A 26,127-nucleotide genomic window follows, 5' to 3' on the forward strand; every position below is an offset into this window, starting at 1 on the left:
GCAGGATTGTCACCGTTGACTCTGGTTTCGTTAGCCACCGTTCGTCGCCATCGGGAGAGCGTTGTGAGCCGGCCACGCTAACTGCAATTGGGATCCACCGTTTAGCGCCTACCGTGCGGCGGCCGGGGCGAACCTACCTAGGACCGGCAGAGCCACCACGCGTTCGAAGGTGCGGAACTAGATCAATCGCACAGGATTACGGCTTCGAAGCTGGGCATATTCGCGGGAGCGCGGCGATCTTCACAGTTGGCCGCGGTGCTTCACGATTTGATTGAGTGCTTGTCGTGCAGCGGCGGCACAGTCGATCGGCGGGCCGGCTGGGCGCACCCGTTTGCCAGCGTCGTTGACGTGAAACCATTGCGCCCGCATGGCCACGAAATCGACGGCGACGACGTGGACGACGATGCCCGAATAGCCTTCTCCTACATCGAGATGATCGTTGAGCCGTTCCGCTACGTAGGGCTGGCTGGCCTGGCGCCCTCCGGGGTTGCGGGAGCGCTGCAAAGGGGGCCGCAGCAGGTTACCGGCCTTGGTGAGTCGGCCGGCTTTCGTTGATGCGTAACGGGTCTTGATTTCGTGTGCGATGAGCTCGCCGTCGACGATGGCGAGCAGATCCAGGTCCTGCAGGGGTCCGTCGCGCGGTAGTCCGGCATCGCCCATCGCGACGAGGGTGGCATCAAAGACGTCGGTGAGCAGTACTGAGGCAGTTTCTTCTCCAAGCGCCCCGACCTGTGCGTTGGTTGCCCCGGGCAACACGATGGATAAATCGCGTCGATTCGCGCCGTCCGGGCCGGGGTCATACCGGTTCCTGAATGTGTGCACGGTGACGCCGTTGCTCGTGGCGACGCCGAGGTCGATGAAGCCGGGCACGTCGCCGTCATCGATATAGCGAGGCCGGGCGAACATCAAGGTATTGGGAGAGCCGGCTACGGCGGCACGTTCCAGGGTGCGGTAGCCGCGTCCGTCGCGCGACCAGCCTCGATTCAGTGCGCGATCTTGGACGAAGAGGTTCGGCCCGTACTGGCCGCCGCCGGCATACGGGATCAAATGTCCACGATCTACGGGCCTCCCGGCGAACGTCTCGGGCAGCGGGTAGCCCCGTTGGTAGGCGACATCACGAACCTCGCGCGGCGGTTCGGGATGACCAATCGCCAGCAGTGTCCGATCGGCGTGGGTATCACCGGCCTGGGCGAAAAGAAATGTCGTAGGACCGTCGTTGAACTCGATGAGTGGTCCGGGACACGCTGTGCGCCAGTGGTCCTCGGCCACCGATTGCTGCAGTGTCTCCGTGAAGGCCGTGAGGTCAAGGATCCCGTCGCGGGTGGCTGCCGCGGCCAACGCCGCATACTGCCCGGCTGGCACCGGGTTGTGCGGCCACCTCACCACGACAGCTGCGCAGCTCTAGGCGTGCTTGGCGGCAGGGTCGTCACCCGTTGCTGCGGCCAGTCGTCGGGCGATGTCGTTGAAGGTGCGGTCGGCACCCCACGCCGACGCCGCTACCCACGCCAGTTCCCGTTTTGTGTTGTGGTCCAGTTCGGTCCCCTTGTAGCCGAGGTCGTGTTGGGGTTCGGCCCAGGCGTGCATGAACAGGGTGCGGACTTGCAGCTCGAACGTGGTGGGCATCTGGTCGATGTCGGTCCAGCCCCCCGGCTTGTAGTGCTCGGGGATGATCAGAACGAAATGCTCTGACTCGTAATCGAATTCCGTAGGCTCTTCAGGTTCTTTTGTCTGGCGTTCCACCGGGCCGAACCACTCGGCTAGTGCGGTGCAGACCACGGCGATGTCGTCGCGGAAGAAGGTAATGACGCGGCCCGCGACCTGATCTTCCAATTCGGACAACGGGTGGGTGTATTTGGGATTGGCGGCCTTCACGACGAACGACCTTTGCTCTTTGGCGCGGAATGCGATCCGGTCGATGTGGGCGACCCCCTCGAGGGCGTCCGCGGTTGCCTGCTGCAGGGTGGCCACGAGCGCATCCAGAAGCGGGCGGCGCTCTTGGTAGGCGGCCACCAGTGCGCTTTCATCCACGGCGTCTCACCTGCTCTTCCTGAATCTCGCCCTCGGCGCGCAGTCGGCGCTTACCGTCCACCTCGAACAGCTCGACGCCCCCGTCGGAGTCCATTTGAACAAAGGGTGCCGACACGATCACGCCGTTGTCGAGGACAAACCGGGTGTAGTGAATTAGCTGGTCGAAGGTTTCGTTATCCAGACCGAACATGGCCGTTCGCTCCTCAGGACGAAGATTGTGGACCAAGGCTGCGGTGGCGGTGTCGTCGAGGTGGTACTCCGAAGCGATGGCGTTGATCGACCACCTCCGCGGCGGAGCGACCCGCAATCCCATGATGGCTGCGGTGATCTGCTCCTGTGCCTCGGGCTGCTGCCCGGTTCTGGCGTGTGCTGATCGCAGCACCCGTGCCAACAACTTGGTGCCTTCTGCGTTGCTCATCTGCAACCGCGCACCGAGAAACTTCTCGATCCACAGGTCAGCGGCCGCCCGCTCAGCGTTCGTAGCCTGAAAATCACGCACCCGGGCGGTTAGCATCCCGGTCGCAATGTTCTTGCCTTCGATCATTGCCACCTTGCGCAAGTGCGACTCCGTGGTGAATGCGTCCATGACCTCTAGGTTCGTCTTACCGTCGGCCACGGTCAGGTTGAACACTTCCTGCTGAGGAAACGTCCACAGAATCAACCGCTTGTCCTGTGGCGTCGCGCATGTGTGCACGCTGGCCATCAACAGGGAAGGTTTTGACCGCAGATCCATTGCCGCGGCGAGTCGTTGAGCAAGCAGTTCGACAACCTCCGGCTGAGGCACCTCGGCAAATGCAATCGCCAGCGCCGCATCGCGTACCGGGTGCGCTCGCGACGGCGAGCTGTCGTCGACCTGAAAATTGACCACCGGTGCAACGGCGACGTTGGACCTATCAAAGCGATAGTCGAGGGCGGCCTGCAGCTGGGTGGTCAGCGGGACGACACCTCCGGTGTAACCGGAGACCTGCTGCGGGGCGACTTCGAAGGCGTACGCCCGTACCAACTCACCAGCTGCCACCATGCACTTCCTTCCCTGGGCAGAACGCTCGGTAATCTTGTCAGCCGGGAATGTATTCCACGGGCGTTTCGGGCGCCTGGCACCGTGTGCGTTGCATACCTCGCAAAGCGCCGAGCAAGCGATACACAGGTTCGACCCCGGTGTCGGTGGTGGGCCGTACTCTCGGCGTCAGCCGTGCCGGGTGTCGGGGGCTCGCAGTAAACCCGAGGGGAAGCAGCTAGTGACAATCGGCAAGGACTCTGAGGGTTCGCTCCAGCAGCGAAAGAATCTGCTCGACGACGAGATTCGCAGTTGTTCGCGCTGTGCAGGTATGAACAAGAAGGGCGTAACCCAGGCTGCGCCGGCTTGGGGCAATCTGTATTCACCGGTCGTGATCGTTGGGCAAAGCCTCTGCGAGCAATGCATGAAGCCGCAGGAGCCTTTCTTCGAGGGAAGCGGAAGCTTGCTCAACGAAAGTCTGCGGCTCGCCGGCCGCGCCAAGGACGAGACATTCATCAGCAACGTGGTGCATTGTCACCCGCCCAAGAATCGCGGGTCCCACGAGCACGAGATAGTGAACTGCTCGTCATATCTGCATCGCGAGCTCGAGATGGTCCGTCCACGATTGGTCATCGCCCTCGGTGTCGACGCCAAACGTGTTCTGTCATTCTTCTACCCCTCGGCGCGGGTCTCTCCATGGCCGTTCCGTGCGCCGAGCGGTCGGCCGCCGCGTTCGCCCTACTTGCTTTTCGCCAAGCATCCCGCCTGGATCAAGCGCCAGCACGACAGCGCACTCGAACAGGAGTACGTCCACAGTTTGGCCGACGCCATGCGGTGGGCCTTTGACGATGCTGCACCCGGTCTTGAGCCCACATGCGCTGGAATGGTCGACATCAACGCAACGGACTGACAACCGTCAGTGACACCAACTTCGCGTCACTCAACACAATCAAGCGCCGCTTCGATGGTCGCCATCGAGATCGCGGACGCCGTGCTCAACTCGGTCTTGGTCCGCGATCCAACCGGGATCATTTGGCCTGTTGAATAATTCGGCTATGTCGGACCATGTCCGCCACTCGCGTGGCGCCGGAGACTCTTCGGACGCCACCGTCCCACCTCCTTCTGGCTCAGCCCGTGACTGCCTCAACCGACACCCCAGGGTAGCGGCGTCGGTCACGCGAGGCGGTCATTGCTATGTGCTACCGCTCTTAGGTAACCGCACGGGGATCGACCATCTTGATACGCCAAGCGGATTCGGAGAATCCCCGCTGTGAGAGTAGGAGATACGAGGCGGATATTCAGATCGTGCCGTGAGCGCGGATGGCGAACAGCAGGTGGGCTGCCGCCGCTGCCTCTCACGTGTCACCCCTGCGGGTGAGACTGACGCATGTGAGTGACACCGAGCCGCAGTGGCGGCACATCTGCGAAGTGTGTGGGGCCGAGGAAATCCTGACCCCGGGCGACGCATTCGACCTCGGGTGGGACTATCCGCCGAGGATGGGCCAGTTCGGCGTGGTCGGACCCCGCTGTTGCCCTCATTGCCCCAACGTCAAAACGGCCTGGTGGGCTCTCGCGATCGACGGTTATACCGAGGACATGCTGACCGAAGCGCAGCGGGCGACGGTCAGCCGCATCGCTGGTGAGCCGCAATCGATTGCGGTGCTGGGTGATTGACTCGAAGGTGAGTCCGTGACGAGCGCCGTCGGGGAGTGAAAAGGCATCTGGCGGCATGCACCTACTGACCGTGCTGGGTCGCGGCCATCCAGAGCGCGACGTCTATGCGGCGGAGCAGGCTGACGTCGGCCGGTCCATCCGCGCAAACCTGGGCGACGGTCACGCGGCGCGACTGGTCGGCCAGTTCGTCCCACATCGAGATCCAGAACCTCGAAGTGGGTGGCTGAAGTAGGTCTTTGACCTTGTTGTCGAGGATGGGGATCAGGCGTGGTCGTTTGGCGGCGAGCAGCTTGCCGGCGATGACCCAGTCGACGCCCGGCAGGGTGCGCAACAGTGTGTGAAGTTCTGCCGTCGGACCGTCCTGCAGTGTCTGCCGGGAAGCGTCCCAGATGTCGACTGAGCGCGGTATCCGCCGAAGCAACGCGTTGAACCGATCAGGTTCGGTGACAAGCAGTTTGGCTGCTGCCTCGGGGGGCACCTGGACGCTGAGTGCCTCGACCGCGACCAGGTCGGAGGCGTCGAATCGGTTGGGGTCGCCGACGGCGCCGAAATGTTCAAACCAGCGGCCGGTGAAACTCGTGAAGTAGCGGTCGTAATCCTCGCCAATCTGCTTGGCGTTGGCTTCGAACCATTCGGCGAGGTCGAAAGCGAATCGGCGTTGCGACGACAATGCTGGTTCTGGTGTTGCGACGGTGTCCGCCTCGGACTCGCGGACCGCGTTGGCGAATGCCTGCAAGAAGTTCGTCTGCTGGCCGCTGCCGGGGAACGGGACGCGGACAGAGCTCACGGGCAGTCCGGCCGCGGCCAGTGCCGCGTATGCCGCGTCGTAGACCGTTGCTTTGATGAGCACGATGCGCTCGGGGCTAAGCCCGTGGACTCGGTGTACCAGCTCAGGCACATACGAATTCAGCGGTGTGCTGTCGACGGGATCGGGTTTGAGGTCGATGAGGAAGGTGCCCTGCTGTTGCAGCTGTGCGAGGAGTTCGGCCTTGTTTTCGCGGGTGGGTTCGACACCGAGTAGCGATCGGATGACGTGGCGAAACAGGGAGTCATGGACGTTGACCTCGTGGAAGTAGAAATAGCGATCGGGGTCAGCCGGCGGAGCTTCAGCGATAAGCAGGAGCCGGATGCGGTCTGGCCGGTATCGCTCAGCGGCCTGCGCACGTCTGCTGCGCTGTTGTGCGACATCTGTATCGACGTCCCCGGACTCCGTACTGCCGGGCAGGTACGTCTCGGCGATCCTTGATGTGGCCCTGCCCGTGTAATCCCGGCCGGAGCGGCTGGCGGCTCCGTGCTCGCGGCACCACTGGCGACCGGCTTTGCTCTTCACGTGAATACCGTCGCGGTAGCACTGGTCGTGATCGAAGGTGTTCTCGTCGGACTGGCTTTGGCCGCCGAGGTCAGGTCCCATGGACTCATGCTGCGCCATCACCGGCACTGGAAACCAGTCGGCTTCGCGTAGTGAGAGTGCGGCGGGCGCCTTCGTTGAAAGGGCAGCGCAGCACCACGCAGGGTTGAGGCCTCTGCGCCCGCCGAATCCTTGAGCGTCGACTTCACATGAATCCGGTGTGCGCCGATTGTGAAGCGGACATTGACGAGCTGCTCGCCGTGTGCCGCCGTCCTATCGAACTCACGTGGAATGCGGACGTCGCCGAACGCAGGTGACCTGCGTTGTTGGTGTGATGTGTAACACATTTATGGTGGCGTCGATTCGGCGATGTTGCATTTCCCAACATTGCCGTGTGCCAAGCTCCCCGCGTTCGTGAGCGATACATGGCTGCCCGGCGGAGAGAATTTCCGCCAGCGGTAAACATTCGGTTGCAGAGTCAGCCGACACGCCTGACGCGGCATTGACGCTGTTTGCTGGACTCGGCCGTTATTTTCCCGGATATGGACCGGTACTGCGTCGGGACGTTCCCGTGACTCCGCGCCAGGCGCCTCGCCTGCAGCGAGTGCGGGTGGAGCTGAGGCTGTTCCCGGCGACGGCGGAGGCGCTGTATCAGCGCGCGGCGGAGTGGAACGTGTCGGTCTCTGAAGCCGGCAACCGTCTGATCGATGCCGGCCTGGCGAACACAGCCAACCCCGGCGAGACGGCGTGATAATAGGCAATTTTCGAGATCGTGCCGTCGGCCACCAACTAGCCATATTCACCAACGAGGCAAGTGAGAGAAAGGAGACAGACCCGAAACCGACAACAGTGAACGGCCTCCATAGGAGGGCGTAGAGACCGTAAACGCAGACAAGGCCGGGGTTGCAGCCCCGGCCTGACGCGCGCGGCGCTGAGCCGCAATTTCAGTATTCAGATGTTCCATTGAGGAGGAACTGTGCTCATTGCACCCTGTTTGCTCAACCATGTCAACGACATGCCCGGTGTGTCGCGGCGGTGACCCTGATGTCCCGGTACCCCGCGATGGCGGCCGCGTCTGCTGAAGAACCCGGACCTGGCACACCGGGCGTGCAGGAGGCGATGCCGGACGTCCCCGTCGTCAAGGAGCCCGTCGAGCGTTTTGTGCTGCCACCCTTGAAGCCGGAGGTTGATCCGGAACGTTATGAGATGTTGGCGCGGATCACGACGCTGCGCGGTATCGACAAACGAGTCGCGGTGTGGGCGATCGAGGTGGCCAGACGCTTGTGGTGCTTGACTGCCGTGTCCACGGCATATACCGACCACCACGCAGTTCGTGCCGTGGCGCGGTACCTCGCCCTCGACGCGGTCCGGTTGGGTGCCTTTTCGTACAAGGCGTCCCTGCGTCGCGCTAACGTCCAAGCTCACCTGAAGTATCTCGAGGTGCGCCGGGGAGACCGCGGGCTCCGCACGCTTATGGGTCAGCTCTACGCCGTCGGCCGGCTGGTCCATCCCGGGGAGTACCCGGCGCCGCAATCATTGGCGCAGCCGCATCATTACCGAACACCTGCCGCGAGCCTGCGTCTGGTCGAGGAACTGTACGCACTCGCTCCGATCCTGCCGAGGGCGCTGTCAGGGCGTTTGTTCACCGTGCTCGACTGCTGCCTGGGCGCCGGTGCCCGACCCGCGGATTTCAAGGAGCTCACGGGCAATTCGATCACCGAGGCTAGCTGGGACGGTGACACCGTTGCGGTCGTGCGCCTGCCCAACCTCGCCGGCGGCACACGCCTGGTGCCGGTGGGAGACGCAAAGGCCAGCGAGCGTCTGCTGACGTTGGCCGACTGCAAGAAATCCGAGTACCTGCTGGGCTCCGCCGGCGGACACGTTGAACGCAACGCGGTCAATCGTGTCGCCGAGAATCTCCGCAAACGCGGCTACCCCGGTGTCGACGCAGTAGCACTGCGAAATCGGTGGGTTCTCGACATGGCCGCCCGGATCCCAGCAGCCCTGTTGCTGCAGCTTTCCGACAGCAAGACGACGCAACTGTTGTCCGATCAACGCGACCAACTACCCACCTTCGGCCTGCAACATGCCATCGCCCTGACCAAGGAGAACGTACTGTGATCAGCGACTTTCAGCCCGCATACCGGTTGTCGGACAACATGTTCCGCCAAGCCAAAATCATCATCCAACGATCCGGTGCGGCGCCGCTGATCGACAGCTATCACGAACCTGACAGCGACCGACCACACACCCGGCGGGGGGTCAACTACACCATCGACGCCGTACTGACCTGCGCACTGAGCCTGATCATTCTCGGCAGAACCCCAAGCTACAAAGCCATCCTCAACGCCATCGGCGACCTATCGGCGCGTCAACTCACCGAAGTCGGGATGTGCGGCCAGGACCTCTCCCGCCTGTTCGGGCCCCGAGAAGATCAAGACCGCGAGTATCACCGGTTCGAACGCTGGCTCACCCGCCGACTGAGCCCTCTGGATTCACAACCCGATCAGCCCGCTCAGCGAATCACCAACGACGAGCACCGAGCCATCGTGAACAGCCGCACCCCACAACAACTGCAGGACTATGCGCAAGCCACCGAGCGGCTGCGCATTGTGATGAACAAGATCGTCGCTGGATCGATCCGCGACACCCAACCCAAAGAAGCCCGCGGGGACATCGTCGCCGATGAAACGATCTATGACCTCGCCGGACCATCAGCAGGGCTGGGAGCCAAGGACCGTCTCCAACGAGGTGCCTGCTACTTCGGGTCTTACTACGCACGCGACGACAACCCCAAGGGGCCCTTCAGCGAAGACGCGAAAGGCACCGGCAAACGCGGATTCGGCGTCGGGGTGACCGTCGTCGTGCGTGTCGGACCACCACACAGACTGCACGCGGTCGCACCGGCCATCCTCGCGATGGATGTCCACCAGCCGACCTCCGGTAGCCTCGTAGCCCTCGACACCTGCATCGAGCACATGAAGGCCAACGGCCTTGACACCAGACCGACCGGTCACGACAGCCACCCACGGGTGACTGTCGACATGGGCTACAACCCCAAACGCGAGTGGGTCCCCTTCCTGATCAAGCACCGTTACAGCCCCGTCGTCCGATTCCCCAGCCACTGGACCCTGAGAGAAGCCTCCTCAAACCCGCCCGGATCATCGCTCACCGCGCCACCGGGGCCGATCCAGTTCGCCGGGTCCTTCTACTGCCCCGCCGCGCATGACCTCCTACGCAAGCACAGCGTTCCCAAGACCCGACAACTGCGTGAGAACGGCAAGTGGGCCGAGCACGATCGCCAACTCGCCGCCGTGCTCCCGTTCCTGATGGGCACAAACTCGCGCCCCATCATCAACGGCAAACCTGGACGCCCACGCCTGGGCGAAGAACGTGAACTGCAGGTTAAAGCAGAACTGGTCTGCCCCGCCGTCCAATTGCGCGTGCAATGCCCCCTGAAGCCAGCGTCCATGGATCGCGCCGGCTTCGGCACCCCGCTCGCGACACCGACCTGGCAGGCCCATGAGCGCACCTGCTGCCAGCAGTCCACGCTGCGGGTCACACTGACCAAGCCTCAACTCCAGAAAGCCACCTGGGGAGGCCCGGTTGTCAGCACCTGGGAGCACGCCATTTATTTCGAAGCCGCGCGCAGCGCCACTGAACAGCGCTTCTCGCTACTGAAGTCGCCCCACATCACCAACCTGACCCAGATGAAATCCGGGCCCAGGCGCGAACCGATAGTCAAAATCCTGCTGGCACTGGCCATCGCGGCGACCAACCATCAGATCCAGCAGACGCACTCCACCCGGAAACCGCGCGAAGAATCCGTCGACATCCGAATGCGCCAACTGCGCAAGTACCTCGGATACGAACCAACTCGGACCCCACCGAGAACTTAGGAAAGCCCCTCACCACGGAGCGGGCCGATGTGCTCAAGCATCGGCCCGCTCCTTTGCGTCTGCACCGGCAAGAAACCCTCTGGCAGAAACTTCCCGCCACAGGTAAATCGCGGCACGAGCCTCTGTACCGAGTCGTCCGGACCCACCCTTGACGCGTGCGGCGCGGCCGGTGATCGGACTCCGAGGCGCCCTCAGGGCTCGCCCGTCGCCGGGTCCAGGGCACGCCGAGCCGGGTCGAAACCCTCTGGATTTTTTCGAGAAACTCTCTGGACGAACCCGTCGATTCACCCCGTTGACCAGCGGCGATCGACCGCACACAGTGAGCGGTTCCGCGAACTGCGGCGCGCGAGGCCACGGACGTAGAGTCCGTGGCCTTTGTGTTTAACGGGTCCCCTGACCTCGTCGTCAGTATTCGTCCGCAACCGCCTGGGCGATCAGCCGGATCCGATCGGAGTCCTTCGCCGGATCGGTGATCGTGGCGACCGGGACCATCGTCTTGGTGCCGACCTGGAACTGCGGGCCGATCACCACCGTAAAGATGCCCGCCTCGCCGTCGCCGCTGACGGCGTGCCCGCCGACGTCGAAATGCTCAGGCTCGTAGGTGAGCCCGTCGGGCTCCGCGTAGTCCAATGAAAGGTAGACGTTCGGCCCGCCGTCGACGCCGAAGGCGCAGTCATGGGTGCTGAACTCTGCAATGTCCCAGGCAATGCCGTGCGCCGGGCGCAGTCGCGCCGGTGCCCGGCACGGGTCGGCGCCGGTGATCACGGTGCGGGGCACCGAACTCGTCGCCAGGGACGGCTTGCGGGCGAATTCGTGCAGGCCCACCTGCATGAGCTTGCGGCCAATGGCGCAGCCGTCGATTCGCGGTGGCGCCATCACCATGGCGGTCAGGCGCACACTGCCGGGATAGGTGGCTGCCCACTCACAGCCCGCCGACACCATCTGGTCGCGCGGGGGCATGTTGGGTCCGGCGAATGCGTCGGCGACGGTGACATCGGTGCCGTCGATCGTTTCGTGCTTGGCCCAGGCCGCCGGCTGAGGCAGCACCACCGGCCCGACCGCCAACGAGATGGTCGCCGTGATGTTGTCGCTGTCTTGGCCGATGCGGGAGCGGCACAGGATCGGCGAGGTAGGTGCCTCGATGGTGAGTGCCTTGCCCGCCACCGTGCGCGCCCCGCCGTACAGGGCGCAGATATCGACGCCACGGATCTGCTGGATCGTGCGCAGCCGCTCACGGTCGGCGTCGTTGGTGGGCGCGACCACGCTGGTATCCGGTGGCCCGGAGTCGGTGGCTTTCGGCGCAGGCTGATCGTGCGTGCATGCGACCACAGCGGCGGCAACGGCGAGCAGGCCGAGGCGGAAACGACAGCGATCCCTCACCGGCACGACATCCTTCATCGGCACGACAGTAGTGCTGCCGACGATGTCACCCGAGTACCCGTGAGTGGCATCGCGTGGTCGCTCACCCCGGCGCAAGCACCGCCCCTTCTGGCGGCCGCCCCACCCATGCCGCCTACATTCTCATCGACGACTATCGAGGGAGCCCTGAGTTGAACATCGATCCCGCCGCCACCGCGTGGCTGCTGGCCAGCACGGCGCTGGTGCTGCTGATGACGCCCGGGTTGGCAATCTTCTACGGCGGCATGGTGCGCACCACCGGCGTGCTGAACATGATCATGATGAGCTTCATCTCGATCCCGCTGGTCACCGTGGCATGGCTGCTCGTCGGGTACAGCCTGGCGTTCTCCGACGGCGGCGCCGGCGGATTCCTGGGCGGTCTGTCGCACGCCGGGATGAGTGGGATCGGTCCGCAGACGCTGCACGGCCAGGTTCCCGAACTGCTGTTCGCGACCTTCCAGCTGACTTTCGCGATCATCACCGCGGCCCTGGTCAGCGGCGCCATCGCCGACCGCGCCAAATTCAGCGCCTGGCTGATCTTCGTCCCGCTATGGGTGATCGCGGTGTATTCCGTTGTCGCGCACTGGGTTTGGGGGCCAGCGGGCTGGCTGTCCAAATTGGGCGCGCTGGACTTCGCCGGCGGTCTGGTAGTCGAGATCGTCTCCGGCACCTCGGCCCTGGCGCTGGCCCTGGTGCTGGGCCCGCGCATCGGCTTCAAGACCGAGGCCATGCGTCCGCACAACCTGCCGTTCGTGCTGCTGGGAGCGGGACTGCTGTGGTTCGGCTGGTTCGGGTTCAACGCCGGTTCGGCCCTGACCGCCGACGGGTTCGCTTCCGCGGTCTTCCTCAACACCCTGGTCGCCGGTTGCCTGGGCATGCTGGGCTGGCTGACGGTCGAACAGCTCCGCGACGGCAAGCCCACCACCTTCGGCGCCGCATCGGGAGTGGTGGCCGGGCTGGTGGCGATCACGCCGTCGTGCGGCTACGTGAACACCCTGGGTGCCGCTGTCGTCGGAATGGCGGCCGGAATCGTGTGCGCGTTCGCCATCACGGTGAAGTTCAAACTCAACTACGACGACTCGCTCGACGTCGTCGGCGTGCACTTCGTCGGCGGCGTGGTCGGGGTGCTGCTGATCGGTCTGCTGGCGACCGCGGTGATGACCAAGGGTCCGAATGGACTGTTCTACGCCGGCGGGGTGGGCCAGCTCGGCAAGCAGGCGCTGGCCATGGTGGCCGTCGGTGCTTACGCGTTCACGGTCAGCTATCTGCTGGCCAAGGTGATCGACCTCGTCATCGGCTTCCGCATCAGCCGGGAGGATGAGGTGAATGGCGTCGACCTCAGCCAGCACGCGGAGACGGCGTACACCGAGGGCGTTCTGGGGCACCAGCAGGTGCACCGGCCGCTGTTCGGGCAGCAGGAGACCTCCCGTACCCGGTTGGAAGCGGACGAGGACGGTTGAGCGCTGAGCTGTCGGATCGTCGGCCGGAACGTCTCATCGCCGGGTTCTCCCCGATGACCCTCTCGATTACCCTGGCCTCGTGAACAGCCAGCAAGTGCCCGGCGGTGTGGTGCACCCACTCCCCGCCGACCTGCGCGAGGCGTTGACCGCCAACTCCACCGCACTGGCCCTCTGGCACGACATCACCCCGCTGGCACGCAACGAGTTCATCTGCTGGGTCGAGGACGCCAAGCAGCAAAAGACACGCGAGCGCCGCATCCGCAGGACTCAAGAGGAACTGGAAGAAGGCAAGCGGCGGCCCTGCTGCTGGCCGGGCTGCAAGCACCGCGAGCGCAACGGCAGATAGCCGATCGGTTTAGCACCGGCCTACCGGGTCAACTTGCTCGATGGCGGGGAGACCACTGGTGGGTGTGATGTCGTGTGGGGGTTGACGGGTGACCGGTCCGATGTGGATGGCCTGGCCACCCGAAGCGCACTCGGCATTGTTGTCCGCCGGGCCGGGTCCCGGCCCGTTGCTGGCCGCCGCGGGGGCATGGCAGGCGCTCAGCGCGGAGTACGCTGCGGCCGCTGCCGAACTCACCGGCGTCCTGGGTGCGGTACAGGCGGGGTCGTGGCAGGGTCCGTCGGCTGCGGATTACGGCGCTGCGCACGGCCCGTACCTGGCCTGGCTTGCGGTGGCGCAGACCAACAGCTCCGCCGCCGCGGCTGCGCAGGAGACCGTTGCCGCGGCCTACACGACGGCGCTGGCCACGATGCCGACACTGCCGGAACTGGCCGCCAACCACGTCGTGCACGGGGTGCTGGTCGCGACGAATTTCTTTGGCATCAACACGATCCCGATCGCACTGAACGAAGCCGACTACCTGCGGATGTGGATTCAGGCAGCGACCACGATGGCTACGTACCAAACCGTGGCGACGACGGCGACCGCCGCGGTTCCGACGACCGGACCGGCCCCGATGGTGGTCAAGGCCGACTCGGCTACCGCGGCCGCCGAGCCCAGCCAACTTGCGGCGGCGGCCCCGGCCGCTGACGCGGGCTCCCAAATCGACATCGCCAACCTGATCAGCCAGCTGCTGCAGTGGTACACCGGCTACGTCCAGGACTTGTTCGAGCCGATCACCAATTTTCTGCAGGACCCGCTGGGCAACAGCGTCAAACTCGTCACCGACTTCCTCACCAATCCGTCGCAGGCGTTGGTGACATGGGGGCCGTTCCTGTCCGCCGTGGCCTACCAGGTGTTCTCCAATGTCGGGGCGGCGCTGACCTATCCGCAGCTGCTGCTCCAGCCGCTGCTGGCGATCACCCTCGGCGTGGTGGCCGGGGTGGGCCAGCAGCTGGTTGCGCTGGGACCGGCTGTCGCCGGCGCGTCGGCCGCTCCGACCCCGCTGACGTTGAGCGGGCATTCCACGGCCTTGCCGCTGGCGAGTCTGGCGCCGAGTGGGGTGACATCCGCCGCCGCGTCCACCGGGTCGGTCGGCGCGGGCGGGACTGCAGCAGCGCCTGCTTCGGCAGCACCCGCGGCCGGCACGTTGGTGCCGTATGCCGTGGCGGGCTTCGACCCGGGCGGTGGCGTCCCGCCGACCCTGCGAGAAGGGACCGGCGCGAAGGCGCCGGCGCAGGGAATTCCGGCCGCGGCCGCCGGGGTTGCGGCACGCGAGAAACGGCGGGCCCGGCGACGGCGCGCCGCGACCATGCCGGAGCGGCAGTACGCCGACGAGGTGCTGGACTACGACCTCGATCCCGACGGGGAACCCGCGGTCACCGCGTCGACTCGCGGCGCGAGCGCGATGGGCTTGGGCGGCACCTACCGGGGCGAGGCGGATGCCGCCGGCCTGATCACCCTGCCGGCCGACGGATACGGCGGCGGGCCGACCATTCCGATGTTGCCCACCACCTGGGACGACGAGCAGTAGTCCCGCGACTCAGTGACCCGGTTGGGAGTTCACCCAGCCCACCACCTCGGCCGTGACGGGATCGGTGATGTCGTCGTATTCGGGATGCTTCTTGAGCACGGTGACCACCATGGAACAGACCGGGACGATGCGCTTGCCGTCAGCCTTGGTGGCCTGCAGCGCCTCTTCCAACAGGATGGTCGCCAGTCCCCGACCGCCGAATTCGGGATCGATTTCAGTGTGGTGGAAGACGCGCTGATCACCGCGATCGGCGAAATCGGCGAAGCCGACGGATTGGCCGGCCACGGAAATGTCATACCTGTTGTCGCCGGTCGTGACGGTGGTCTCTGCGCCGGTCTTGTCGGTGGTCACGAGCGCTCCTTCGGTTGGGGCAGCGGCCTGGGCAGCAGCCGAGTGGTGGGCATCGGCGGCGCCGGTAGGCGTATGACCGATCCCTGATATCCCTCGACGGCACCGAAGCGGTTCTCCGGGCCGTCTTGGTCCTCCTGCCACAGCCGCCGATAGGTGACGATCTCGTCGTGACTGCGCGCGACGAAGTTCCACCACATCACCAACTGTTCACAGAACGGAGTGCCACCCAGCAGCAGCACCCGGGCCGGCCGATCCACCATATTGCGCAGCCGCAGGATGGAGTTTCCCGGACCCTGGTACCCGAGGTCGGCCGCCGCGAGAGTGGTTCGGCCGAGCTGGATGTCGCCCTGGTCGCACAACACCCCGTGTTCGAAGGCCGGATCGACGTCGAGCTCGAGCGACGCGGACGGGTCGAGATCGAGCTGCGCACCGATCAACGGAGTGAATGTGCTTACCGGCGAACGGCTTCCGGCTAGCTGGCCGAGAAAAACCCGGGCGATCGCGCCGGGCAGCGCGACTGGTTCAGGGCGGTGGTGGGCAAAGCCGCGGTCGGTGTCGCGGGCCGAATCCGGCAGGGCTATCCACAACTGCACACCGTGCAGTGACTGGCCAGGAATGGACACCTCCGAATGACAGATGCCGGCGCCCGCCGTCATCAAATTCAGTTCACCCGGCCGCACCGTGGCATGCACGCCGGCGCTGTCACGGTGTTCCACTTCCCCACTGAAAAGCCAACTCGCCGTTTGGAGTCCGGTGTGCGGGTGGGGCGGCACGTCCATGTGATGGTCCGTCGGCCCGTAATGGTCGACAAAGCACCACGCCCCGATCAGCGACCGTTGCCGTTGCGGCAGGGTGCGCTGCACGCGGATCGCGCGCGGTCCGCCCAGCGGCACCGCACGTGGGTTCAGCACTTCGACGATGTCGGCGTCAACCTCGACCGGCGAAGCGCTGCAGGCGACTTCGGCCGGAGCGGCCTCGAGATTGCTCACTTTCGCGTCTGCACTCGCGGGCTCACCTGCCCGGCGGCTGGATTGCCTTCATGGCGATCCGCATGATCGGCTCGGGAACGCGGTCCCGCAGGGACAGTGCGGTGTCGGCGGCGCGGGAACGCAGCGGGGTACCGCGTCCGAACATTTTGTTGAACGGCCCACCCGTCGGCTCGACCGTGATGTGCAGCGGCGGGGTGTCGACGGCGGCGCCCAGCGCGTTGGAGATCACCATGCGCTGGATTTCACTGGTCCCTTCAAAGATGGTGTACAGCTTCGCATCCCGATACCACTTCTCGACCGGATGATCGGTGATGTAACCCCAGCCGCCCATCGTCTGAATGGCTCGCTCGGTGGCTTTGACAGCGACCTCGCTCGCCGCAAGCTTGGACATCGAGCCCTCGCCCCGTTCGAACGACACGTTGTTGGCCGCCATCCAGGACGCCCGCCAGGTCAGCAGCCGTGCCGCATCGATCTGAGTGGCCAAGTCCGCCAACGGAAATGCGATTCCCTGATGGTCGATGATGGGCCCGCCGAAGGCCTCGCGTTCGGTCGCGTAGGCGGTCGCGTACTCCAGCGCAGCGCGGGCAATCCCGATGGCCTGGGCTGCCACCATCGGCCGGGTCTGCTCGAAGGTGCCCATGGTCGCCGAGCCGGACTTCTTGGCGCCGGCCACCACTTCGCGTGCCTTGGCGAGCTTGTGTTCCAGCTTGTCCTCGCCGCCGAGCAGATTCGCACCCGGAATCCGCACCCCGTCGAACTTCAGTTCGGCGGTGTGGGAAGCGCGGCAGCCCAATTTGTCGAGTTTGCGCACCAGCTCCAAACCGGGTGTGCCGCCCGGCACCACGAACAACGCCTGACCCCGATGGCCCAATTCCTCGTCGACGACCGCGTTGACGACGTGGACGTTGGCGATACCGCCGTTGCCGATCCACATCTTGTGACCGTCGATGACCCAGTCGTCTCCGTCGCGGCGGGCGCGGGTTCGCAGATTGCGGACGTCGCTGCCACCCTCGGGTTCGGAGATCGCCAGGGCGGCGAGCTTGATGTCGCCCGGGGTCCCGAAACATTCCGGCGCCCACTCCAGCATCTGTTCCGGCGAGGCGGCCTGGCCGATCGCCGACAGGGCCAATGCCGGCATGACGATGGCCAGACCGATTCCGGCGCATCCCCAGAACAGTTCCTCCATGAACATCGGCAGCGAGATGCCGGTGGGGTCCCCGATCAGGTCGCGGTAGAACAGCGGGCTGTAGAAGCCCCGCTGCGCAGCCTCTTCCAGAACCGGCCAGGGGAACTCTTGGCGTTGGTCGTATTCGAGGGCGACGGGCCGGATCACCTCTTCGGCGAACTCGTGGGTGCGCCGCGCCAGATCGTGCTGCGCTGCCGTCGGGGTCAGGTCGAAGGTCATAGGTTGCGCCTTTGCTCAGCTGCCTCGGCCCGAGCGGGGCCACTGTCGAATTCCCGTATACCCCGGGTGTGGCCCGACAATCCCTCGGTCAAGCCGCCGAGCGCGGGCCTACGCGGGCGGCGGGAAGATGCAACACCACGGCGCCGACGGCGAGATCGTCACTTTCCCGACGCTCCAGCAACGCCGCGTTCTCGGGCAGCTGCCGGGCATTGATGTCGCCGGCGGCGATGCGGCGCAACACCTCGTGGGCCGCGGCGAGCTGTTCGCGTTTGCGGTACTGACCGCCGGGCAACTTCACGCCGGCCCACACTCCGTATTTCGGTGAGCACTGGCCGCACAACTGCAGCGTCGGCTGGACCTACTCCGCGGCGCTCACCGCATTGATCGCGACGTTAGCCGTACCCCCGCCGGTCGCCCCGATGGGAGCTTCTCCGGCCGCCCCGGCGACCGCGGCGCAAGCGGTGGCCCAGGCCGCCGCCCAGACCGGTATGCAGAATGCCGTGCAGGCCTCGACGCAGGTCGCGCAGGCCGCCGGCCAGACGTCGGCCCCCGCCCAAGCCACCGAGCAGCTCAGTTCGCTCATGCAGGAACCGATGCAGATGGTGTCCGGCGTGACCGGGCCGCTCAACGAGATGGCGCAGGCGCCGATGCAGATGATGCAGGGGCTCACCAGCATGCCGCAGAGCCTGATGCAGGGCTTCGGGGGCATGTTCCCCACGGCCGGGGCGCCGAACGCCGCAGCGCTGACCGCCGAACCCGTGCTCGGCGCCGGCGCCTCGGGTGGTGGGGTCGCTACGGTAGGCGGTGCCGGTGGCGGGTTCCCCGGGGCCGGCCTGACCAGCTACACCCGTCCGACCAGCAGTTTCGAGCCAGAAGGTGGCAAACCCAGCAGCCTGCGCGCCGGGATGCTGAACGCCGCTGAGGTACGCGGTCCGACTGCATCGACCGGTGGCGCTCCGGTGCCGATGACGCCGGCCGGCATGCTTGCGCGCGGAAATGCCGCCGAGAAGGAAGACGTGGCCCGCGCTCGCGTCGTGGTCGGCGACCGTACCTAGCTGGGCGCGCTCATCGCCCGGCGCTTGGGTAGATGGCGCCGGCTCTCTTCGCGCGCTTGGGCGCGCTCATCGCCCGGCGCCGGGCGGCCCCGCGAACGCCTGAGCGATCCCCAGCCAGCGCTGCGCGTCCTCCCCCACCGCCGTCACATCCAGCGACCCCAGCGGCCGCCGCTGCGTCACCAGAAAGCAGAAGTCCTCCGCCGAACCGGTAACCCGCTGCGCCGCCTCTGCCGGACCCCACGACCACACGTCCCCGCCGGGCCCGCGCAACTCCACCCGAAACTGCTCGGCGGGCGGGGTCAAGTTATTGACCAGGTACGCGTAGTCCCGTGCGCGCACACCGATATGCGCGATCGACCGCAACCGGTCGGTGGCCGGCCGGGCGATGCCGAGCGTGTCGGCGACGTCCAACCCGTGCGCCCAGGTCTCCATCAACCGCGCGGTGGCCATCGACGTGGCGCTCATCGGCGGCCCGAACCAGGGCAGCTTGCGTCCGTCGGGAACCTGCAACAGCGCCGCGTGCAACCGACCGCGGGTATCGCGCCAGTCGGTGAGCAGTTCAGCGGCGGGCCTGGCCGCCAGCTCCTCCGCGCCGGCGTCGACGAATCCACCGGGATCGGCAGCCGCACCGGCCAGCACGTCGGCGAACCCGTTCTCGTCGGTGATCGACAAAAGCGACACCCGGTCGGTCCACAACAGGTGCCCGATCTGGTGGGCGATGGTCCAACCCGGCGCCGGGGTCGGCTCGGCCCAGCGTTGCGGCGGCAACGGCGCCACCAACGCGTCCAGGTCGTCGCTCTCGGCGCGCAGGTCGGCGACGAACGGACCTGGACCTGCCATGATTCCTCCTCGACTATTTGCTGACCGCCGCGCGTCGTCGGCCGACAAGACTATGCACCAGCAACCCGCCCAGATAGATCACCGAACCGTACAACGCGTACGCCGGCGCGCGGCCGTCGTCGGGAATGAACGCCGCCGCCACGGTGACCGCAACGATGAAGGACACCCAGAACAACGCATCCTGCACCGCGAACACGTGCCCGCGCAGCGCGTCGTCGACATCGATCTGCATCGCCGAATCGGCGCACAGCTTGACCACCTGACCGGCCAACCCGAGCAGAAAGCCGCACACCACCATCACCGGCAACAGCAGTGTGGCGCCGCCGCACTGGATGACCGCGGCCGCGACCAGCGCAGCGTTGGCCGTCGCGTAACGACCCCAGCGCCGCACCAGAGCCGGGGTCAGCACGTTGGCCAGGAAAGCTCCCAGACCAGTGGCGGCGAAGAACACCAGCGCGGTGCCGAAGCCCGTCTTGTCGGCGTCCTTGATGTGGTGGACCAGTAGCAGCACCACCAGCGAGTTGATCCCGACCACCATCCGGTGCGCGGCCAGGCCCGAGAGGGCGGCGGCCACCGTCGGGCGTTGTAAAACGGTACGAACCCCGTGCAACCACCCGGTGACCACCGCATAGACCGCCGAGCCGTGGATGGCGCGTTTGGTGTCGTCGGGTCCGAGCACCTTGGGCGCGAAGCGCCGCGACAGCAGCAGCGCCAGCGACACCGGGATCAGCGCGGTGAAGATGACCACCGCCGCACCCCGATCACCGGGGCCGCCGAGCCAGTGCGGCACCAGCATGAAGTTGGCGCCCAGGAACGCCGCCACCGCGCCCGAGGCGGTGGCCACCGAGTTCATCGTCACCACCTGTTCGCGCGGCACCACGTGCGGCAGGCTCGCCGACAACCCGGAGGCCACGAACCGGGCCATGCCGTTAGCCAACAGTGCGGCGCACAGCAACAGCACCTCCCCCGCGCTGACGGCGAGGATGACGCCGATCGCGCCGATGAAACAGAGCCGCACCACATTGGCCCGGATGAGCACCAGCCGCCGATCCCACCGGTCCAACACCGCACCGGCGAACGGCCCCAACAGCGAGTACGGCAGAAACAGCACCGCGAAAGCCCCGGCGATCGCCAGCGGCCCGACAGCCCGGTCGGGGTTGAACAGCAGCGCTCCCGCCAGACCCGCCTGGAACAGGCCGTCACCGAACTGACTGGCCATGCGCAGCTGCAGCAGTCGCCAGAAGTCGGGCAGCGCCCGCACCGACCGCCAGAGCTCGACGGGCGCGCTCGCCTGCAACCGGCTGCGAATCACGGGACCCACTTCCACGATCGGCGCAGGCAAAGGCTGAAGCGGCCGTGCGTCGTCTCAATACAGTACAAATCTTCGCCGGCGGCGGATGTTTGCACCGGTGAGGCGACTGCGAGTGCGATGATGTTGTGGTGGCTCAGCACGATGACCCTGACGACTCGGTCGCTCCAGCCGCGCAACGCGTGCGCGCCGGTACCCTGCTGCTGGCCAACACCGACCTGCTCGAGCCGACGTTCCGGCGCAGCGTGATCTACATCGTCGAGCACAACGACGGCGGCACCTTGGGAGTGGTGCTCAACCGGTCCAGCGAGACAGCGGTGTACAACGTCCTGCCGCAGTGGGCCAAGCTCGCGGCCAAGCCGAAGACGATGTTCATCGGCGGACCGGTCAAGCGCGACGCCGCCCTGTGCCTGGCGGTACTGCGCGTCGGTGCCGAACCCGACGGTGTGCCGGGCTTACGTCACGTAGCCGGGCGCATGGTGATGGTCGATCTGGATGCCGACCCCGATCTGATCGCGCCGGTGGTGGAAGGGGTGCGGATTTTCGCGGGTTACTCGGGGTGGACCATCGGTCAACTGGAGGGCGAGATCGAGCGCGACGACTGGATTGTGTTGTCGGCGTTGCCATCTGACGTGTTGGCGCCACCGCGGTCGGACCTCTGGGGTCAGGTGCTGCGCCGTCAGCCGCTGCCGCTTTCGTTGCTGGCCACTCACCCGATCGACCTCAGCCGCAACTAGCCCGTCTGCTCAGTGGCAGGACCTCAGTTGCAGGACAGTGTGCAACCCGCACAGTTACCGGCACAGCCGGCCTCGGCCGCGACGGCCTCACGACGCAGTGCGTAGCGCGCGCTCTGCCACGACCCGGCAGCCAGGGTGCCCAGCGCGCCGGTGACGCACACGATCACCACCACCAGCGCGGTCTGCGCCGGCGCGGCCAGCGCCACCACTCCCCCGGCGACCAGCATCACGGCCGCGGCCAGCTGGGTCGGCGCCATGGCGCGCAGGGCCAGCTGGGTGGGATCGGCGGCTGGCGGTTGGGCAAGAGACCAGATCCCGAAGGCGGCAGCGGCTAGCGCCGCACACACGCACAGCACGCCCGCGATAAGCATGCGCTCACAATACGAGCCCGCCGACGATTGTGCGCGCCGGGATCCGTGCCCGGGGTCAGCGCGATGGGACCACGGCCAGCAACGGTGGTGCCGCCTGCGCCGGGGCGGCGCCGGGCTGGACCGCCCCGGGGACCGCGGCCCGAGGTGCGGGCTGCAGCGGCTGGGCAGGAGCCGGTGACTGGGCAGGCGCCGGTACTGGTGCGGCGGGTACCGGCGAGGCCGGGGCAGGCGTGCCGACTCGTGCGGGAGCCGCGGCGGGCGGTGCCTGGCCAGCAGCGCTGGGTGCGCTGACCCGGAAGCCGCTGATGATCGCGTCGGTGGCGGGACCGTCGCTGACCGCCTGCGACGCGGCGGTGGTCACCGACAGCGACACCAGGTACCGCTCGGAGCCGGAACTGGCGATCACGTGCCGGCGCGAGGTGTTCAGCGTCATGTCGTTCTCGCGGTAGGTGCCCTCGATCACCGCCGACGGGAAGGTGCCGAGATTGGCCTGCGAGGCGTTGGTCGTCTGCCACGCCAGCAGCCGCTGACTGTCGACGAAGCCGTGGGTGATCGCCTCCGCAGGGTCGAAGTCGCCGATCAGCTTGTACACGACTACCTGCGCATTCGATGTGTACACGCTGTTGCCGCCCACCCGGTCGGCGATCACCACGAAGGCGTCGGGCACGTTGGGGTCGGGTACCTGAGTCCAGCGGGGCGGCATCGGCACGGTGATGTCGAGGGCCTTGAATCCCAGCGGTCGTTGCGCTTCGAGCTTGACGCCCTTGCCCTCCAGGTATTCGCGCAGGGTCCCGGTGACGGCCGGTGCCGTGGCCGCCGGGGTGGGGGCGACGGCCGCGGGCGCCTGGACCGGGACGGCGGCGGGTGCCTGGACCGGGACCGCGGCGGGCGCCTGGACCGGGACCGCCGCGGGCGCTTCGACCGGGACGGCGGCGGGTGCCTGGACCGGGACGGCGGCGGGTGCCTGCGCGGGGGCGGGGGCGAATCTGTTGCTCGTCACGCCGCCCGGGAAGATCGCCGATCCTTGAGCCGGCGGGCTGGTCTGCTGCATCGGGACCTGTCCGGGATTGATCGGCTGAGGTACCAGCGGTTCCGCCGATGCTGTCCCGCCCGCCGCCATCACGACGCCGACGACCCCGGCGGCAACACCGCCGGCGAAGGTCCGCCAACTGCACGCGATTCGAATCATTTCGCCCCGGTCCCTCCAGAAGAGCTGCTTGTTCAAGCCCGCCATCGAGGCTGAATGTAACCACTGCTCACAGCGCCGACCACGCTCGAAACACAGCTGGGATGAACCTCTGATCGCTGTGCAACGCAACCGAGACCAACCCGTGGCCGGGCGATCGGGGCCGGGTCGGCGAAAGGCCCTTATACCCTGTTGGGCGTGACCGAATCGCCGCCCACCGCTCCCGTCGACCCGCCCGGCGCCAAAGACGCCGACGCGCCGCGGTACCGCTACACCGTCGAGGTGGCGGCTGCGCTGGAACGCACCTGGCAGGACAACTGGGCCGAGCAGGGCACGTTCAACGTGCCCAATCCGGTGGGCAGGCTGGCGCCGGCGGACGGCGCGGCGGTCCCGGACAACAAACTCTTCGTGCTGGACATGTTCCCCTACCCGTCGGGGGACGGGTTGCACGTCGGTCACCCGCTGGGGTACATCGCCACCGACGTCTACGCCCGGTATTTCCGGATGAACGGCCGAAACGTGTTGCACGCGTTCGGTTTCGATTCGTTCGGGCTACCCGCGGAGCAGTATGCGGTGCAGACCGGCACCCACCCGCGCACCCGCACCCAGGCCAACGAGGTGAACATCCGTCGGCAACTGCGTCGGCTGGGTCTCGCCCACGACAGCCGGCGCAGCTTCTCGACCACCGACGTCGAGTTCTACACGTGGACGCAGTGGATCTTCTTGCAGATCTACAACGCCTGGTTCGACCCCGCCGCCGGCAAGGCCCGCCCGATCGCCGAACTGGTCGCCGAATTCGATTCCGGTGCAAGGACTCTGAGCGATGGTAGGGACTGGGCGACGCTGCCGGCGGGGGAGCGGGCCGACGTCGTCGACAGTCACCGGCTGGTCTACCGCGCCGACTCGGTGGTGAACTGGTGCCCCGGGCTGGGTACCGTGCTGGCCAACGAAGAGGTCACCGCCGACGGCCGCAGCGACCGCGGCAACTTCCCGGTGTTCCGGAAACGGTTGCGGCAGTGGATGATGCGGATCACGGCCTATTCCGATCGGCTGCTCGACGACCTCGACGCCCTGGACTGGCCCGAACCGATCAAGACCATGCAGCGCAACTGGATCGGACGCTCGACCGGTGTGGCCGCACTGTTCTCGGCCACCGGGGCCGACGGGGATGCCCGGGACATCGAGGTGTTCACCACCCGGCCCGACACCCTGTTCGGCGCCACGTATCTGGTGCTGGCCCCCGAGCATGAACTGGTCGACGGGCTGGTCGTCGCCGCCTGGCCGGACGGTACCCACCCGTCCTGGACATACGGGGCCGCGACGCCCGGTGCAGCCGTCGCCGCCTACCGGCGCGCCATCGCGGCCAAGACCGACCTGGAACGCCAGGAGAGTCGCGAGAAGACGGGTGTCTTCCTCGGCGCCTACGCCGTCAATCCGGCGAACGCCCAACCGGTGCCGATCTTCATCGCCGACTACGTGCTGGCCGGATACGGGACCGGGGCGATCATGGCCGTCCCGGGACACGATCAACGCGACTGGGACTTCGCCCGGGCGTTGAACCTGCCGATCGTCGAAGTCATTGCCGGCGGCGACATTTCGCACTCGGCGTATCCCGGCGACGGGGTGCTGGTCAATTCCGACTACCTCGACGGCCTGCACGTCGCGGATGCCAAGCGTGCCATCACCGAGCGCCTCGAGGCGGCCGGCCGCGGCCGCGTCCGGATCGAATACAAGCTGCGGGACTGGCTTTTCGCGCGGCAACGGTATTGGGGCGAGCCGTTCCCGATCGTCTACGACGCCGACGGACGCCCACACCCGCTCGATGAGGCCGCGCTGCCCGTCGAACTGCCCGACGTCCCGGACTATCTGCCGGTGTTGTTCGATCCCGACGACGCCGCCAGTGAACCGTCACCGCCGCTGGCCAAAGCGACCGACTGGGTGCACGTCGAGTTGGATCTGGGGGACGGTCTGCGGCCCTACAGCCGCGACACGAACGTGATGCCGCAGTGGGCCGGCAGCTGCTGGTACGAACTGCGCTACACCGACCCGCATAACTCGGAGCGCTTCTGCGCCAAGGAGAACGAGGCCTACTGGATGGGGCCGCGCCCGGCCGAGCACGGCCTCGATGACCCGGGCGGGGTGGACCTCTACGTCGGTGGCGCCGAGCACGCGGTGTTGCACCTGTTGTATTCGCGCTTCTGGCACAAGGTGCTGTACGACCTCGGCCACGTCAGCTCCCGCGAGCCGTTCCGGCGGCTGGTCAACCAGGGCCTGGTCCAGGCTTACGCCTACACCGACGCGCGCGGCACCTACGTGCCGGCCGCCGAGGTGATCGAGCGCGACGGGACCTTCCGGTATCCCACACCGGACGGCGAGATCGAGGTGTTCCAGGAATTCGGCAAGATGGGTAAGAGCCTGAAGAATTCGCTGACGCCGGACGACATCTGCGACGCGTACGGCGCGGACACCCTGCGGGTCTACGAGATGTCGATGGGCCCGCTGGAGACGTCGCGTCCGTGGGCCACCAAGGACATCGTCGGTGCGCACCGTTTTCTGCAGCGGGTGTGGCGTCTCGTCGTCGACGAGGACACCGGCGAACTTCGGGTGGTGGACGCCGAATTGGCCGCCGAGACGTCCCGTGCCCTGCACCGCACGATCGCCGGCGTGTCCGAAGACTATGCGGCACTGCGTAATAACACCGCGGCCGCCAAGCTGATCGAATACACCAACCACCTCACCAAGGTGCATCGTGACGGTGTCCCGAAGGTGGCCGTCGAACCGCTGGTGTTGTTGCTGGCGCCGCTGGCTCCGCACCTTGCCGAGGAGTTGTGGTCACGGCTCGGCCACACCACCTCGCTGGCGCACGGCCCGTTCCCGGTCGCTGACCCGGCGTTTCTGGTCGACGACACCGTCGAGTACCCGGTGCAGGTCAACGGCAAGGTGCGCGGCCGGGTGCTGGTCGCCGCCGACGCCGACGCCGATGCCGTGCAGGCCGCGGCGCTGGCGGACGAGAAAGTGCTGGCCTTCCTGGCAGGCGCGGAGCCCCGCAAGGTCATCGTGGTCCCCGGCCGGATGGTGAACCTGGTGATCTAACGCCATCGGCAACACCGACTGTGCATGTGACGACGCGACTCGCGGAAATCCCGTCGCAGGCCGCACATTCG

General features: G+C 66.5%; 23 protein-coding genes and 1 pseudogene. 11 read left to right on the forward strand and 13 right to left on the reverse strand.

The window, feature by feature from the left end; genetic code table 11:
• Window positions 1-240: 240 nt before the first annotated feature.
• The 3 genes from ACZYZ9_RS11085 to ACZYZ9_RS11095 all read right to left on the reverse strand — a co-directional run bounded on the left by ACZYZ9_RS11085 (window position 241) and on the right by ACZYZ9_RS11095 (window position 2,896).
• On the reverse strand, window positions 241-1,338 hold the full coding sequence (locus ACZYZ9_RS11085) for a hypothetical protein (protein ID WP_463826303.1): 1,098 nt from the start codon (window positions 1,336-1,338) through the stop codon (window positions 241-243).
• Window positions 1,339-1,401: 63 nt separating this feature from the next.
• Window positions 1,402-2,028 carry a GTP pyrophosphokinase gene (locus ACZYZ9_RS11090; RefSeq protein ID WP_463826304.1) on the reverse strand — a complete coding sequence of 209 codons (627 nt, stop codon included), beginning with the start codon at window positions 2,026-2,028 and terminating at the stop codon, window positions 1,402-1,404.
• Entirely contained in the window at window positions 2,021-2,896 is an 876-nt protein-coding gene (locus tag ACZYZ9_RS11095; protein ID WP_463826305.1) for a hypothetical protein, read from the reverse strand. Before ACZYZ9_RS11095 ends, ACZYZ9_RS11090 begins: the two co-directional genes overlap by 8 nt.
• 370 nt (window positions 2,897-3,266) lie before the next feature.
• Between ACZYZ9_RS11095 and ACZYZ9_RS11100 the strand changes: the two genes are divergently transcribed.
• A complete protein-coding gene (locus ACZYZ9_RS11100; protein ID WP_463826306.1) occupies window positions 3,267-3,935 on the forward strand; it encodes a uracil-DNA glycosylase family protein in 669 nt (222 codons plus the stop codon).
• Window positions 3,936-4,414: 479 nt separating this feature from the next.
• Window positions 4,415-4,699 (forward strand): hypothetical protein, encoded by a 285-nt coding sequence (locus ACZYZ9_RS11105; RefSeq protein ID WP_463826307.1) that lies wholly within the window; start codon window positions 4,415-4,417, stop codon window positions 4,697-4,699.
• A gap of 61 nt (window positions 4,700-4,760) precedes the next feature.
• Here ACZYZ9_RS11105 and ACZYZ9_RS11110 read toward each other — a convergent pair whose 3' ends face one another.
• Window positions 4,761-6,128 (reverse strand): DUF6308 family protein, encoded by a 1,368-nt coding sequence (locus tag ACZYZ9_RS11110; RefSeq protein ID WP_463826308.1) that lies wholly within the window; start codon window positions 6,126-6,128, stop codon window positions 4,761-4,763.
• 523 nt (window positions 6,129-6,651) lie between these two features.
• Here ACZYZ9_RS11110 and ACZYZ9_RS11115 point away from each other — a divergent pair.
• From ACZYZ9_RS11115 to ACZYZ9_RS11125, 3 genes are all read left to right on the forward strand, one after another.
• On the forward strand, window positions 6,652-6,798 hold the full coding sequence (locus tag ACZYZ9_RS11115; RefSeq protein ID WP_463826309.1) for a hypothetical protein: 147 nt from the start codon (window positions 6,652-6,654) through the stop codon (window positions 6,796-6,798).
• Window positions 6,799-7,091: 293 nt separating this feature from the next.
• Window positions 7,092-8,168 carry a hypothetical protein gene (locus tag ACZYZ9_RS11120; protein ID WP_463826310.1) on the forward strand — a complete coding sequence of 359 codons (1,077 nt, stop codon included), beginning with the start codon at window positions 7,092-7,094 and terminating at the stop codon, window positions 8,166-8,168.
• The gene (locus tag ACZYZ9_RS11125; RefSeq protein WP_463826311.1) at window positions 8,165-9,946 is read left to right on the forward strand and encodes a hypothetical protein; all 1,782 of its coding nucleotides are present in this window, start codon (window positions 8,165-8,167) and stop codon (window positions 9,944-9,946) included. The genes ACZYZ9_RS11120 and ACZYZ9_RS11125 overlap by 4 nt, the downstream gene beginning before the upstream one ends.
• Window positions 9,947-10,351: 405 nt before the next feature.
• On the opposite strand, the gene ACZYZ9_RS11130 is transcribed toward ACZYZ9_RS11125, so the two are convergent.
• On the reverse strand, window positions 10,352-11,344 hold the full coding sequence (locus ACZYZ9_RS11130) for a hypothetical protein (RefSeq protein ID WP_463826312.1): 993 nt from the start codon (window positions 11,342-11,344) through the stop codon (window positions 10,352-10,354).
• Window positions 11,345-11,556: 212 nt separating this feature from the next.
• Between ACZYZ9_RS11130 and ACZYZ9_RS11135 the strand changes: the two genes are divergently transcribed.
• From ACZYZ9_RS11135 to ACZYZ9_RS11145, 3 genes are all read left to right on the forward strand, one after another.
• The gene (locus ACZYZ9_RS11135; RefSeq protein WP_463826432.1) at window positions 11,557-12,804 is read left to right on the forward strand and encodes an ammonium transporter; all 1,248 of its coding nucleotides are present in this window, start codon (window positions 11,557-11,559) and stop codon (window positions 12,802-12,804) included.
• Window positions 12,805-12,883: 79 nt separating this feature from the next.
• Window positions 12,884-13,150, forward strand: coding sequence for a YdeI/OmpD-associated family protein (locus ACZYZ9_RS11140; protein WP_463826313.1), 267 nt, complete (start codon window positions 12,884-12,886; stop codon window positions 13,148-13,150).
• A gap of 88 nt (window positions 13,151-13,238) precedes the next feature.
• Entirely contained in the window at window positions 13,239-14,720 is a 1,482-nt protein-coding gene (locus ACZYZ9_RS11145) for a PPE domain-containing protein (RefSeq protein WP_463826314.1), read from the forward strand.
• Between the two features lie 9 nt (window positions 14,721-14,729).
• Here ACZYZ9_RS11145 and ACZYZ9_RS11150 read toward each other — a convergent pair whose 3' ends face one another.
• From ACZYZ9_RS11150 to ACZYZ9_RS11165, 4 genes and pseudogenes are all read right to left on the reverse strand, one after another.
• Window positions 14,730-15,071 (reverse strand): GNAT family N-acetyltransferase, encoded by a 342-nt coding sequence (locus ACZYZ9_RS11150; RefSeq protein ID WP_463826315.1) that lies wholly within the window; start codon window positions 15,069-15,071, stop codon window positions 14,730-14,732.
• Complete coding sequence (locus ACZYZ9_RS11155) at window positions 15,068-16,060, reverse strand: pirin family protein (protein WP_463826316.1); 993 nt, start codon at window positions 16,058-16,060, stop codon at window positions 15,068-15,070. The genes ACZYZ9_RS11150 and ACZYZ9_RS11155 overlap by 4 nt, the downstream gene beginning before the upstream one ends.
• Before the next feature lie 22 nt (window positions 16,061-16,082).
• Complete coding sequence (locus tag ACZYZ9_RS11160; protein ID WP_463826317.1) at window positions 16,083-17,465, reverse strand: acyl-CoA dehydrogenase family protein; 1,383 nt, start codon at window positions 17,463-17,465, stop codon at window positions 16,083-16,085.
• Window positions 17,466-17,553: 88 nt separating this feature from the next.
• Window positions 17,554-17,784 (reverse strand): annotated as a pseudogene (locus tag ACZYZ9_RS11165) (transcriptional regulator); the annotation flags it as partial.
• 100 nt (window positions 17,785-17,884) lie between these two features.
• Between ACZYZ9_RS11165 and ACZYZ9_RS11170 the strand changes: the two are divergent.
• Window positions 17,885-18,520, forward strand: a complete 636-nt coding sequence (locus tag ACZYZ9_RS11170) for a hypothetical protein (protein ID WP_463826318.1) — start codon at window positions 17,885-17,887, stop codon at window positions 18,518-18,520.
• Window positions 18,521-18,586: 66 nt separating this feature from the next.
• Here the strand turns inward: ACZYZ9_RS11170 and ACZYZ9_RS11175 are convergent, their stop codons facing one another.
• Entirely contained in the window at window positions 18,587-19,360 is a 774-nt protein-coding gene (locus ACZYZ9_RS11175) for a TIGR03084 family metal-binding protein (RefSeq protein WP_463826319.1), read from the reverse strand.
• 13 nt (window positions 19,361-19,373) lie between these two features.
• Window positions 19,374-20,702 (reverse strand): MFS transporter, encoded by a 1,329-nt coding sequence (locus tag ACZYZ9_RS11180; protein ID WP_463826320.1) that lies wholly within the window; start codon window positions 20,700-20,702, stop codon window positions 19,374-19,376.
• Window positions 20,703-20,797: 95 nt separating this feature from the next.
• On the opposite strand from ACZYZ9_RS11180, the gene ACZYZ9_RS11185 reads away from it, so the two are divergent.
• The gene (locus ACZYZ9_RS11185) at window positions 20,798-21,406 is read left to right on the forward strand and encodes a YqgE/AlgH family protein (protein ID WP_463826321.1); all 609 of its coding nucleotides are present in this window, start codon (window positions 20,798-20,800) and stop codon (window positions 21,404-21,406) included.
• A 23-nt stretch (window positions 21,407-21,429) separates the two neighbouring features.
• Here ACZYZ9_RS11185 and ACZYZ9_RS11190 read toward each other — a convergent pair whose 3' ends face one another.
• Window positions 21,430-21,777 (reverse strand): hypothetical protein, encoded by a 348-nt coding sequence (locus tag ACZYZ9_RS11190; protein WP_463826322.1) that lies wholly within the window; start codon window positions 21,775-21,777, stop codon window positions 21,430-21,432.
• A gap of 55 nt (window positions 21,778-21,832) precedes the next feature.
• Entirely contained in the window at window positions 21,833-22,966 is a 1,134-nt protein-coding gene (locus ACZYZ9_RS11195) for an LpqN/LpqT family lipoprotein (RefSeq protein WP_463826323.1), read from the reverse strand.
• 195 nt (window positions 22,967-23,161) lie between these two features.
• Here ACZYZ9_RS11195 and leuS point away from each other — a divergent pair, with 195 nt between their 5' ends.
• Window positions 23,162-26,056, forward strand: coding sequence for a leucine--tRNA ligase (leuS, locus tag ACZYZ9_RS11200; RefSeq protein WP_463826324.1), 2,895 nt, complete (start codon window positions 23,162-23,164; stop codon window positions 26,054-26,056).
• Window positions 26,057-26,127 lie beyond the last annotated feature (71 nt).

This window comes from Mycobacterium sp. IDUB_28, assembly GCF_055419285.1.